At 68.8% G+C, this 12,700-nt stretch carries 8 protein-coding genes; 5 read left to right on the top strand and 3 right to left on the bottom strand.

All coding sequences use genetic code 11. The features are described from left to right. Position 1: 1 nt before the first annotated feature. The gene (locus tag EV653_RS26545; protein WP_134106377.1) at positions 2–3,631 is read right to left on the bottom strand and encodes a S8 family serine peptidase; all 3,630 of its coding nucleotides are present in this window, start codon (positions 3,629–3,631) and stop codon (positions 2–4) included. 240 nt (positions 3,632–3,871) lie between these two features. Here EV653_RS26545 and EV653_RS26540 point away from each other — a divergent pair, with 240 nt between their 5' ends. Both EV653_RS26540 and EV653_RS26535 read left to right on the top strand, forming a co-directional pair. Continuing rightward, positions 3,872–4,657 (top strand): PrsW family intramembrane metalloprotease, encoded by a 786-nt coding sequence (locus tag EV653_RS26540; RefSeq protein WP_134106376.1) that lies wholly within the window; start codon positions 3,872–3,874, stop codon positions 4,655–4,657. A gap of 423 nt (positions 4,658–5,080) precedes the next feature. Beyond that, positions 5,081–6,208 (top strand): endonuclease, encoded by a 1,128-nt coding sequence (locus EV653_RS26535; protein ID WP_238160102.1) that lies wholly within the window; start codon positions 5,081–5,083, stop codon positions 6,206–6,208. 3 nt (positions 6,209–6,211) lie between these two features. Here EV653_RS26535 and EV653_RS26530 read toward each other — a convergent pair whose 3' ends face one another. Continuing rightward, positions 6,212–8,836 carry a hypothetical protein gene (locus EV653_RS26530; RefSeq protein WP_134106375.1) on the bottom strand — a complete coding sequence of 875 codons (2,625 nt, stop codon included), beginning with the start codon at positions 8,834–8,836 and terminating at the stop codon, positions 6,212–6,214. A gap of 191 nt (positions 8,837–9,027) precedes the next feature. Here EV653_RS26530 and EV653_RS26525 point away from each other — a divergent pair, with 191 nt between their 5' ends. From EV653_RS26525 to EV653_RS26515, 3 genes are all read left to right on the top strand, one after another. Further along, positions 9,028–10,086, top strand: a complete 1,059-nt coding sequence (locus EV653_RS26525; protein WP_134106374.1) for a hypothetical protein — start codon at positions 9,028–9,030, stop codon at positions 10,084–10,086. A 3-nt stretch (positions 10,087–10,089) separates the two neighbouring features. Next, complete coding sequence (locus tag EV653_RS26520) at positions 10,090–11,121, top strand: hypothetical protein (protein ID WP_134106373.1); 1,032 nt, start codon at positions 10,090–10,092, stop codon at positions 11,119–11,121. A 69-nt stretch (positions 11,122–11,190) separates the two neighbouring features. Further along, a complete protein-coding gene (locus EV653_RS26515; RefSeq protein ID WP_134106372.1) occupies positions 11,191–12,012 on the top strand; it encodes a siderophore-interacting protein in 822 nt (273 codons plus the stop codon). Here EV653_RS26515 and EV653_RS26510 read toward each other — a convergent pair. Beyond that, positions 12,009–12,683, bottom strand: coding sequence for a hypothetical protein (locus tag EV653_RS26510; RefSeq protein WP_134106371.1), 675 nt, complete (start codon positions 12,681–12,683; stop codon positions 12,009–12,011). The genes EV653_RS26515 and EV653_RS26510 overlap by 4 nt on opposite strands. Positions 12,684–12,700: the final 17 nt, after the last annotated feature.

Genomic DNA, 12,700 nt, shown 5'->3' with positions numbered 1-12,700 from the left:
GCTACTTCACGCCGTACGCGCGGATCACGGTCTGGGTGATCCTGGCGCCGTTCGGACCGGTGGCGGCGACCTTCAACGACACCGTGTCACGGGCGTTCGGTACGACGGCCAGGTAGTGGCCGAGGGCACCGATCACGACGAGCCGGGTCCAGGTCTTGCCTTCGTCGTACGACGCCGAGGCCTGCAACGAGGTCGCCCGGGGCGATTCGAAACTGATGGCGTGCGTACGGGCTGCCACGCGACCGGTCAGGTCGACCGGGACCGTGTAGCTGACCTGTTGCAGCGGGAGCGCGACAGCCTTGTCGTCAGGCTGCTTGGCCGAGCGGAACTCCCAGGAGGTCTCGGTGTGAGTACCCCAGTTCCACTCCCCCTCGGTGTCCTTGCGTTCCGTGGTCAGGTCGAGCTTGTACGCCGCGTCGTCGCTGGAGGTGATGACGTCCTCCCACGCGTCCGGCAGCTCGGCGACGACCTGACCGTTGCGGGACAGGGTCGCCGATGACGCAGTGGTCTCGCCGACCGTGTAGTGCCCGCCCGCATCCACAAACGAAGGGATGCGCAGTGACAGCCGGTCCCCGGTCCGGGTGGACTGCACACCAGGCGCTGCAGCCGGGCGTACGACGGGACCGAACCACGTCTCGTCCGACGTACCGGTCCGGTACGTGCGCGGTACCGATGTCATCCCGCCGGCCAGCGGGTTCATGTCGTCCCAGGTGTAGAGGTGGTGCACCCGGTGCTGCCAGAGCGAGTCACCGGACGTGACCCACTCCTCCCGCACCTTCGGCGTCTCGACGAACCGCTGCGCGTCGTTCCACGAGTACTCCTGCCACGGACGCCAGCCGAACCGCTGCTCCTTGGCCCAGTTGAACCCGCCGTTGTCGGCGTACCGCGTGGTGATGCGGGCACTGTTGGCCGGCGTCACCTTGTAGTCGATCTTCGCCGGGATGGACCCGGTCGAGACCTGCTGTACGTCGTACAGGTACGGGCTGGACGTGGTCAGCGTCAGGTCGATCGTCGCGTTGCCGCGACGGGCGCGGTCGATCAGCTTGTGACCGTCCTTGGAGGTGGTGACCATCGCCGGGATCGGCTCTCGGTCGCCGACCGGACGCCAGACCGTCCAGGCGGACCAGTCCGGCGGCCGAACCAGGATCACCGCCGCGGCACCCGCCTTCGCGGCCGCGACGATCTGGTCGTGCTCGCTGCCGTTGCCCCAGCCGTCCTCGCTCGAGTCCAGCACCGCAACCGCACCTTTCACTCCCTTCAGCGACGGGTCCGAGTACACGAGCGGGAACCGCTTCTTGCCTTCGTACGACGGCGACTGGTGGAGCAGGTTGATGTCCAGCGGGCCGGGGACGCCCGGGACTGCGGCTTGGACGAGCGGGGCAACGAGTTGCCAGCGGGACGAGAACTCGAAGGTGCCGTCCTTGACCGGCTTGGTCGGTGTGACGTTGACCTGCTTGACCGTGCTGAAGTGCATCACGCCGTGGCTGATCGAGCGGCCGTTGGCATACACGCGGTGCACGTAGTAGCTGAGCACCGCCTGCTGTTCCGACGGTTTCGGCGTCTCGATCGTGATCGGGACCGCCTTCCGCGCGTCGATCACGATCTCGGTGTCCTTGCTGACCACGATGTTCGGGTCGGTGAACAGGCTGACCTGCTCGTCCTGCGGGTCCGAGTTCTCGACCAGCGAGTGCAGCAGGTACGTGCCCTCCTCGACCTCGGCCGTGTAGGACTCACCGTCCGGGATCCAGGCCAGGACGTCGGACCGCGAGTTGTCACCGAACAACGAAATGACCGGTACGCCGGTGGGCTGTCCGTCCAGCCCGACCGCGCGCAGCGTCACCTTGTGCTTCGGACCGGAGCGGAGCGCGCCGACCGCCGTGTGCGTGACGACACCATCGGGGCCAGTGGCAACGATCCACCCGCTGTACTGACCGCGGCCGAGCTTGACCGGGTCCAACGCCAGCGGTACGTCGGTGCTGCCGTGCGCCGGGACCGTGACCGTCGCGGGCAAGCTGAACCCGTCGGTCTCCGGCTGCTTGTCGTCGAGGTTCGTCACCTGGATTGAGAGACTGAGCGTGATCGGGGCGTCCGCGGAGTTCCGGTAGGTGATCGTCCGCGTGCCCGCCTCGGCGGTCTGTACGCCGAAGTCGGCGACGCCGCTCGCGGTCACCTTCTGCGCGACCGCCCGGGTCAGGTCGACCCGGCCCGCGCCCTGCTGGTACACGGTCTGCTCAGGCTGCGTCTTGGCCGTGCTGACCAGCGCGTTCTTCAGTTGGTCGGCCTTCCAGTCCGGGTGCTGCTGCGCGAGCAGTGCGGCGGCACCGGCCACGTGCGGCGTCGCCATCGACGTACCGGAGGCGGACGTGTAGAGCTCGTCGATCGGGTCGCCCATGATCGTGCCGGCCGCGCGGGCGGCGATGATGCCGACGCCGGGCGCGGTGATCTCCGGCTTGAGGCCGGCGTCGCCGAGACGCGGACCGCGGCTGGAGAACTCCGCGAGCTGGTCGTTGCGGTCCACGGCGCCGACGGTGAGCGCGGACGCGGCGGCGCCCGGCGTACCGACCGTCTCGTCCTGGCCTTCGTTGCCTGCAGCAACGACGAACAGGGTGCCGGTCTGTGCGGTGATGTCGTTGACGGCCTGGCTGAGCGGGTCGGTGCCGTCGGTGGCTTCGCCGCCGAGGCTCATGTTGACGACCTTCGCGCCTTCGGCCGCGGCCCACTCCATCCCGGCGATGATCCAGGAGTCGTAGCCGTAGCCGTCGTCACCGAGCACCTTGCCGACCAGCAGGTCGGCCTTGGGCGCGACGCCCTTGCGGGTACCGCCCGCGCCCGCACCGGTGCCGGCAATCGTGGCGGCGACGTGCGTGCCGTGGCCGAAGTGGTCCACGGTGCCGCTCGGGCTGCCGGAGAAGTCGACGCTCTCCTTGACCTTGCCGGCCAGATCCGGATGCGCCGCGTCCACGCCGGTGTCCAGTACGGCGACCTCGACGCCGGTGCCTTCGTACCCGGCCTTCCAGGCGTCCGGTGCGCCGATCTGCGGGACGCTCTTGTCGAGCACCGGACGGACCTTGCCGTCGAGCCAGATCTTGGTGATCCCGCTGTTCAGCGACCGGGCGCCCGTGGCGGGCTTCAGCGATTTCCACAGGGCGGGGAGCTGGTCCTTGGCCGCGTCCACCGCCCGGCCGCCGATCGACGGGAGCTGGCGGGTGGTCGTCGTACCGGCGAGATTCTGCTCGGCCCGGAGGCCGGGCGTGTCCTTCACGATCAGCGGGAGGCTGGCGGCGGAGCCGTACCCGTCGGCGATCAGCTCGTCGACGTCGAACAGGTCGACGTCGAGGACGCCGGTGGAGATGTACGGGACGGCGTCGCTCGGCAGCACGCGGAGTCCGCCGTCGACCTCGATGGTGTGGAACGAGACGCCTTCGCGGCCGGGTGCCGGGGTGACGGTGGCAGCCTTCTTGCCGCCGCCGGCGTCGGTGAGTTGGACGACGTCGCCGGTGATCAACGTGACGGCGGAGGTCTTGAGCGCCGTGGATCCCGTGGGAGGGGCAGCGCCGGCCGGGATCGCCGACAGCGCGCCGAGGGTCAGCATCGCCGCGAGGGTGGCGGCGGTGAGGCGGGTGGGGGACATAGGCGGATTCTCCTTCGAGAGGTTCGGGGCAGGACCACCTCTTCTTCCGACAGAGTTTGCAATCAGGTCACAGCAATCGGCTCTGTCCATCACTGCCGTAGCTGCGACATGGCGCAACCACGCCATACTGTTGGCCTCGCCTCCGGCTCGGCGGGTCATGGGGCCCTTGGCTCCCGGCCTTCCCTCGTCGCTCCGGTTGCTTCGCTCCCTACACTCCTCAGTCCAGGCCGGGAGGGCCCCATGACCGCTCAGGTGGTACGTAGGTGGGGGTGGATCGGCACGTTCCTGGTCGGTACCGCGCTGTACCTCGCGGTGCTGGCCGTCCTCACCGATACCGGGAACCCGAACCTGTTCCCGACGCTGATCCTGCTCGGTGCGCTCGTCGTACCGCTGACGTTCGTGACGTTCGCGGCCGGGCGGTCCAGCCGCTGGCTGATCGACGGGCCGACGCTCGGCGGGTGCCTGCTCTTCGGCGGCGTGGTCGGCGTGGTGGTCGCAGGCCTGCTCGAGTACGACGCCATGCGGCGGCTCGGGACCCTGCCGATGGTCGGGGTCGGGCTGATCGAGGAGGCGGCGAAGCTCGTCGTACCGGCCGTCCTGGTGATCTTCTTCGGGCACCGGTACCGGACCTCGATCGGGCGCGGGATCGTCATCGGCGTCGCGGTCGGCACCGGGTTCGCCGTACTCGAGACGATGGGGTACGCGTTCGTCGCGCTGCTGCAGTCGGACGGGAACGTCGGCGCCGCCGAGCAGACGCTGTTCATCCGCGGGCTGCTGTCGCCGGCCGGACACGCGGCCTGGACCGGGCTCGCGTGCTGGGGGCTGTGGCGGTTCGTGATCGCGCCGAGCGGCAGGCACTTCGCGGGCTTCGTCGGGATGTACGCGCTGGCCGTCGCGCTGCACACCACCTGGGACGGGATCGGCGGCGCGATCACGTACGCCGTCGTCGGCGCGATCTCCATCGGCCTGCTGCTGTACGGGTTGAAGCGCGCCCAGAAGACCGATGCCGCCCTGGTGTCCGCCTGACGCGTCAGTGACCTGTCAGTACGGTGAGATCGGGGCTGCGAGCCATGGACAACGCGTGCCGAAGTGAGTACGGTCCGTAAACGGCGTCCGCCATCACGCCACCCTCGTCGGTGAGGTACTGCCGCCAGTAGTACCTCGCTGGTGGGTGGGCAGAGCGGGCTGCGGCGGACAGTCACGGCCTGATGGGGGCCCATCCACCCAGGTGGGGCCGGTGAAGGAGCGAAGCGAGTTCACAATATGTGCAGCACGCTCGAGCCTCATCCGCGCCCGGAGCGAAGCGAGGACGTGGATGAGTAGCACTCACTCGTTCACCGCCCCACCGGTTCAAACCTTCATCGGGTGTTCGTACTCCGGATGTTCCGCGGCCCGGCAAGCTGGGCAGACTGACCTGCGTCCGGTCCCCAACCGCCCCTGGGAGTAGCCGTGTCCCGCCCCTTCCGTCCGGCGCTGCTCGTCGCCGCCGTTCTCGCACTGCTTGGTGGCTTGACGAGCGTTACGCCGTCGAATGCCGCCACCACCATCACCGTCGCGACAGCGATCGGCCGCCAGGACAACTCCACGGCGTCCGTCACTGGGTACGTGGTCGGCCAGCCGACCGCCACCAGCACCGTTGTCCGCAGCAACTTCCCGAACGACTACGCGCTGGCTCTCGCCGACTCGGCGACCCAGACGAGTACGTCGTCCATGCTCTACGTGCAGATCCCGACCGCGTTCCGCGCGTCGTACGGATTGCAGAGCAACCCCGGCCTGCTCGGTCAGCAGATCACCGTCACCGGCACGCTGGCCGCGTACTTCTCCCACCCCGGGCTGAAGAACGCGACCGCGTTCAGCGGCGGTGGCGGCTCGTCCGATCCCGGCGACCCGGGTGACTATTACGCGGGCGCCGAGGGCAAGACCGGCGCCGCGCTGAAGGCCGCGCTGCACACGATCATCTCGAACCAGACCAAGCTCACCTACGACCAGGTCTGGGACGCACTCGAGGTCACCGACCAGGATCCCAACAACAGCAGCAACGTCATCGAGATCTACTCCGGTCGCTCGATCGCCAAGAGCAGCGAAGGCGGCGGCGTCGACGACTGGAATCGTGAGCACGTCTGGGCGAAGTCCCACGGCGACTTCGGTACGGCGACCGGCCCGGGCACCGACATCCACCACCTCCGGCCCGAGGACGTCTCGGTGAACTCGGCCCGCGGCAACCTCGACTTCGACAACGGCGGTACGGCGGTCGCCCAGTGCTCCGGCTGTACGGCGGACTCGGACTCGTTCGCCCCGCGCGCGGCGGCCCGCGGCGACGTCGCCCGGATGATCTTCTACATGGCGGTCCGGTACGAGGGCGACGACGGGTTCCCGAACCTCGAGGTGAACAACTCGGTCGGCAACGGCACAGCGCCGTACATCGGCAAGCTCTCGGTGCTGAAGGCCTGGGCGGCGGCCGACCCGCCGGACGCCTTCGAGAAGAACCGCAACGAGGTCATCTACACCCAGTTCCAGCACAACCGGAACCCGTTCATCGACCACCCGGAGTGGATCAGCTCCATCTGGCCGAACTAGACCTCAGTACTGCCTGTTGGCCTGCAGGTCCTCGCGCCTGGGCCCGCCCTGACCGAGGGCGGGCCGGGTCGCGGTCGAACCCGACTCGACCTGTCCGGCGACGACCTGCGGACGGGCGATGCCCGACTGTGCCGCGGCGAAGCCCAGGCGGGTCTGTACCCAGTCCTGGAATCCAGGGTCGGCGACCCGGATGTGATAGCCGGTCCGGGTCAGGAGCCCACGGGAGATCAGCTTGTGGGATGCCTCGTCGAGATCCCATCGTCCGGGTCCCGGCGGCTCGGACCGGGATGGGATGACCATCCCGTTCGAACCCTGCACGGACGTCTTCGCGAGCAGTTCCTTCTCGTTGGGCGAGCAGTTGTACCAGGCCGCGTCGTACAGCGCGCGCGACTGTGCGTTCAGGCGCGCGGTCGCGGTCGCGGCGACGTCGGCGGTGATGCCCTGACCGTGGTCGGTGAGCTCGAGCGCCGCGGCGGCCAGGGTGCGCAGCCGGGTCGGGTTGCCGTTCGCAGCCGCGACCAGGTTGTCGATGGCCTCCGGCTCGTACCTGACCCGGGCCTTGTCGAGCGGCACGGTCAGCGCCTGTCGCAACTCGTCCGAGTGGATCGGCTGCAGCCGGCGTACGTCGAACTTGCCGGCCTCCTTGGTCTCGGTGCCGGCATGCCCGCCCGATGCCTCGAGCAGCCGGCTGGTCGCCTCCTCGCCGCCGGCCGCGATCAGGAACATCGGGTGCCGTACTTCCTTCAGGTGCGCCGACAGCGAGGTCAGGACATACAGGTCCTCCTTCGACGCCGCATCCAGGTTGTCGACCATCACCAGGATCGGAGTCCTGCGCGGGTGCGCCATCTTGCCGAGGTGTTCCGCGACCTCGTTCAGCGTGGTGCCGACCGAGTCCTTCTTGACGCCCTCGACCGTGCTTCGGTGGATGCCGACCTTCGGACCGGGCGCGAGGCCGAACCGGAGCTGATTGGTCTTCATCAAGTTGGCGGTCCGGACCGCCATCCGGTTCAGGAGCTGCTTCAGCTCCCGCACCTGGCCGGCCGGGTACTGCTGCTTGATTGCGTCCATCTCACCCTGCACGGCACGAATGAACCGGGCCTCGAGCCCTTCTCGCCGGGACGCGTCCAGCTGGATCGCGATCCAGCCCTCCGCGTCGGCCATCGCCTTGGTCCGGGTGAGCTCGTGGCTGGTGCCGGTCCCGGGCGCCCCGGTGAACAGCAGTGACGTGCCGGTCGGGCCGCGGTCCTCGAGCGAGATCGGCCGGCCCTGCGCGTCCGTCCGCTTGACCTCGTGAACGAGCTGACCCGAGATGCCGAACACCTGGTTGACCAGCTCGCGGTCACTGGTCGGGTGGACCGGCGCGAGCGCCACGTCGCCGCGGGAGACGGCCGGAGGGCTCGTCAGCTCGGGCACCGGATCCGGCGTCTGCCCGACGTAGTCGTTGATCCAGTCCCGGAATCCCTCGTCGGGGATCGTGACGACGCCTCCGCCGTGCTCCCGCAGCATGCCGCGGGCAACGAGTTGCTGGCGGGCCTGGTCGATCTCCTGCCACTTCCCGGGGCCGGCGGCCTGGGTCACGGCCGGCATGTACACGCTGTTCGGCCCCTGGGACGCGACCAGGACGAGCAGATCCTTCTGCGCGTGAGTGGTGCTCTTCTGGTTCCAGTGGTCCTGGTAGGTCTCGGCCGCGTCGGCGTTGACGTGGGCGATCGCCGCCTGGACGGAGCTGAGCGTGATCCCGGCCTGCTGGTCCTGATAGGCGACCGCGGCCTGGCTGAGCGACCGCAGCCGGGAGGGGTCGCCGTTCGCGGACGCGACCAGGCGCTCGATGGCGTCGTACTCGTACGCGATCCCGGCGTCCTGGAGCGGCAGGGTCAGAGCTTTCCAGACCTCGTCGTCGGGCAGCGGTCCGAGCTCGCGGACGTCGAACTGGTTGCTGATCGTGGTGGCGATACCGGACATCCGCCGGGAGGCGTTCATCAGCGACCAGGTCGACCGCGCTCCACCGGCCGCGACCAGCCAGACCGGGAGGTCCATCTGCTCGATGTGGATCGCCAGTTCGTTCAGCCCGGCCTGGTCGTTCTCCAGCGCCTGGTCGATCCCGTCCACCAGCAGCAGGATCGGCCGGCCGTTGTCCCCGGTCAGCTTGCCGAGTTCGTCGGCGAAATCGGTCAGCGTGGTGCCGAGCTCGCTGTACGCCGTGGTGTCCCGCTCCATCTTCCCGACGTACTCCATCGGGAACGGGCCGCCGCCGAAGCGCAGCTCGACGCCCAGCCGTTTGTTCCCGCCGCTGCGGGTCAACTGGCCGACGGTATTGTCCAGCTTGCGCACCGCGCGGCGGCTGAACCGTTTGCGCAGCTCGTCGATGCTCGACCGGATCGCGATCGTGAGCTGGTGTTCCAGCGGCGCGTTCGCGGACGCGTTGATCCGGATCGTGGACCAGCCGTTGGCCTCCGCCAGGTCCTCCGCGCGGTACAGCTCCGAGGTCTTGCCCATGCCGGGAGGTCCGGTGAAGAGGATCGCCTGACTCTCCGGCAGGACGTCGCCGAGCGAGATCGGATTGCCCACCTTGTCGGTTCGGATGACCGAGTACGCCGGGTACCGATCGCTGCCGAAGACCGAGCTCATTGGACCAGCGTGCGGACCGTAGCCGTACCCGACACGGTCTGTACATGACTGCGCGGTTAACAATCGCCTCCCGGCAGTTGAATCGCGCCAGTATCTGACGGCCGCTCAACCGGTCTACACCCGGCGGCCCGATCGAGCAGTCCTGAGCCGCAGGGGTTGGAAGCCACCTGTACCGCTGCCACCCTCAGTGCATGCGACTCAAACCGGTAATGGCGACGCTGGCGGCAGCGTCCCTGGCGGGGCTGTTACTCGGTGCGGTTCCGCCGGCGGCGCAGGCCGCCCCGGATCCGAACCTGACGATCACGCAGGTCACCCTCGACCGTACGTCGGTCGCGGTCTCCGGCCTGAACACGTACCCGATCAACGTGACCGTCAAGGGCGGTTACAACTCGAGCGAGCCCGGGGACCAGGGCCTCGTGCTGAATGTGATCCTGAAGCGCACCGGCGGCACCGGGGGCCGCGGCGACATCGTCTCGGCCGCCCTGAAGCGGACGGCCGGCACGCTTGCCAACGGCACCTGGACCGGGCGGCTCAACGTCGCGTCGACCGCGAACGGCACGTTCAAGGTCACCGGCGTCATGGTCGGTCCGTACGGCGGTCCTGTCTTCGGCACGCCGTACGACCCCACGCCGTACGCGGGCCAGACGATCACCGTCAAGGGCACGAACCAGCCCCGGATCACCGCGGCGGTAAACCCGCGGATCGTGCCGTTCGGCAAGCCGTACACGATCACCTGGGCGGTCACGAACACCGCGACCGGGAAGCCGTACGGCTCCCGGATCCCGATCGGCCTCGGCGTCGACACTCCCTGTGCCGAGGGCGGCAGCCCGGTGTACAAGACCGGCACGAACGGCGTGATCACCAAGGCTTACACCGCGAACGACGCCGGCGCGCTGAACTGCGCGCACATCTACACGGACCCGTACTACATCGTCGGCCAGTGGCTGTTCCCGGCGCGGCCGACGGTCATCGCCGCGGTGCCCTCGAAGACGAGCGCCAAGGTCGGCACGATCGTCCCGGTCAACGGCTCGGTCGCGAACATGATCGGGTCCTGCCCGGTGCAGCTGCAGCGGCTCTACGGCCGGACGCAGTGGAAGACGGTCAGCTCTGGTTCGGTGCGGCAGTCCGGCCGGTTCACGCTCAACGCACAACCGTCGTACCAAGGGCTGATCCCGTACCGGGTGTACTTCCCGGCCTGCCAGCCGTACGTCGCGGCTGTCACCAAGACCTTCACGATCAGGGGGCTGTGAACCATGAAGGCTCGAATCCTTACCGCACTGGTCGTGCTGGGGCTCGGGGCGGTGCCGATCACCGCCCAGGCCAGCCCGGACCCGAACCTGAAGATCGACGCGGTGGCGATGAACCAGGCCATCGCCGCAGTCAGCGGCCTGAACACCGCCAAGGTCACGGTCACGGTGACCGGGAAGTTCACCGACGCGGAGAACTCGAAGACCCCGGTGCTCGCCATCCTCGAACGCACCGGCGGCTCCGGCTCGGCGACGTCGCTGATCTCGACCAGCCTGCCCCGGCTCGCCAACGGGACCTGGAGCGGTCCGTTGTACGTGCCCTCGACCGCCAACGGCACCTTCAAGGTGACCGGCGTGATCCACGGCCCGTTCTTCCCCGGCAGCGGCGACATGACCGACCCGACGCCGTTCAGCGGCCCGTCGATCGCGGTCACCGGGACGCACATCCCGCGGATCAGCGCGTCGGTGATCCCGAAGGTCGTGCCGTTCGGCAAGCCGTACTCGATCAAATGGGCGGTCATCGATTCGCAGACCGGCAGGCCGTACGGCAGCCGGCTCCGCGTGGTGCTCGGGAACGACAACACCTGCGCCGAGTACGTCGGACCGGGCTACACGAACCTCACCGACCTCGCCGGCACGGTGACAAAGTCGTACCCAGCCTCCCTCGCGGACTTCGTCAACTGCCTGCTGCTGCCCGGCAACCCGTCCTCGAACGGCGGACTCGGGCTCGTCCCGGCACGCCCCGCCATCATCTCCGCGACCCCGTCGAAGACGAGCGCGACGGTCGGCACGATCGTTCCGGTGAACGGCGTTGTCGCCGGTGCCCCGTCGTCCTGCAAGGTGTACCTGCAGCGGCTGTACGGCGCGACGCAATGGAAGACCGTCAGCCCGGCCGCCGCGATCCGCTCGTACAGCGGGAAGTTCGTGCTCAGCGCGCAACCGGCGTACAAGGGCCTGATCCCGTACCGGGTGTACTTCCCGCTCTGCTACAACTTCCAGGCCGGCGTCAGCAAGGTCTTCTACATCCGCGGGACCTGAGCGCTTCGGGCGGGTGGGTTAGGCTACTTAGGTAGGCCTAACTTATCCGCCCGAGAGGACCGTGGTCGTGTGACCAGCCCTGCACCCCGCCGTAACCGCGTCTGCAAGCGCGCCGTCGTACTCCGGACCGAGCGGATCACCCCGCACATGATCCGGGTCGTGCTCACGTCGGACGACTTCGCCGACAACGGCTTCACCGACCACTACGTGAAACTGCTGTTCTGCAAGGACGGCGTCGAGTACCCCGAGCCGCTGGACCTGGGTGTCGTGCGCGAGACGTACCCGGCCGAGCAGTGGCCGACGATGCGGACCTACACCGTCCGCAGCTGGGACGAGGCGTCGCGCGAGCTCGCCATCGACTTCGTCTACCACGGCGACGAGGGTGTGGCGGGCCCGTGGGCGGCTTCCGCGCAGCCGGGTGACGTGCTCTGGTTCAACGGTCCGGGCGGTGCGTACTCGCCGGACGAGGCGGCCGACTGGCACCTGTTCGTCGGTGACGAGAGCGCGCTGCCGGCGATCGGGTCCGCGGTCGAGCAGCTGCCGGCCGGGGCGCGGGCAACGGTCCTGATCGAGGTGGGAGACGAGTCCGAGCAGCAGAAGTTCAGTGGCTCGGGTGACGTCGACGTGCGGTGGTTCCACCGGTCGACCGCTTCCGGTGCACGCGGTGACGGTCTGGTCGAGGCCGTGGAGGCGCTCGACTTCCCGGACGGTACGCCGCACATCTTCGTGCACGGCGAGGCCGGGTTCGTCTTCCGCATCCGCAAGAACCTGTACCAGGACCGCGGCCTGGCCCGCGACCGCGTCTCCCTGTCCGGCTACTGGCGCCTCGGCAAGAACGAGGACGGCTGGCAGGCCGAGAAGGCCGAGACCGCCAAGCAGGAGCGCACCTAGTTCTCGCGGCGTTCGGTCAGTACGTCGATCAGCGTCGAGGACTGGTTCGTCGGAAGGACCCAGTCCTCGCCGTCGGCCTGCAGGATGACGGCCGGCCCTTCGCTGGCGACTGCGTGCGTGACGGCGATCGGGAACTTGAGCCGCTCGGCACCTGAGAGCGAGAACTCGTAGGTGCCGGTGATGCCGCTCAGCGGATAGGTGCGGAACTGGTGTTCCGAGCGCGGGATCGGGTGCGACTGGATGGTGACCGAGTCCGCGCCGACGAGGACCGCAGCGAGCGGGATGCCACGGAGCCGGAAGACGAGTTCGTACGGCGTACCGGCGAGCTCCGGCACGAACGGCACCAGCAGGGCGCGGTCGGCGGCGCGGGCGAGCGCCAGACCGGCGACGATCCCGACGATGAGACCGGGCAGCGCGAGAATCGCCGGCCACCACACCCCGACCGCGAGCGGGAACAGCGTCACCATCAGACCCGCGAGACCGCCGAACAGGCCGGCGACTGCTAGCCACCAGCGCGGCTGGTACCGGTGCCGCCGCCGCAGTACGAAGCCCGTCACCAGCATCGCCAGCGGTACGACGCAACCGATCCAGGCGAGCGCTGACCCTGTGGATGCGATCAACCCCACGGCCACCAGCAGCAGGACCGGAATCCCTAGATAAATCACTGCCACCAACCGCTGAACCCGCC

The sequence above is a fragment of the Kribbella pratensis genome, from assembly GCF_004365355.1.
Taxonomy (GTDB): Bacteria; Actinomycetota; Actinomycetes; order Propionibacteriales; family Kribbellaceae; genus Kribbella.
This window is presented reverse-complemented; position numbering and strand designations above follow the sequence as displayed.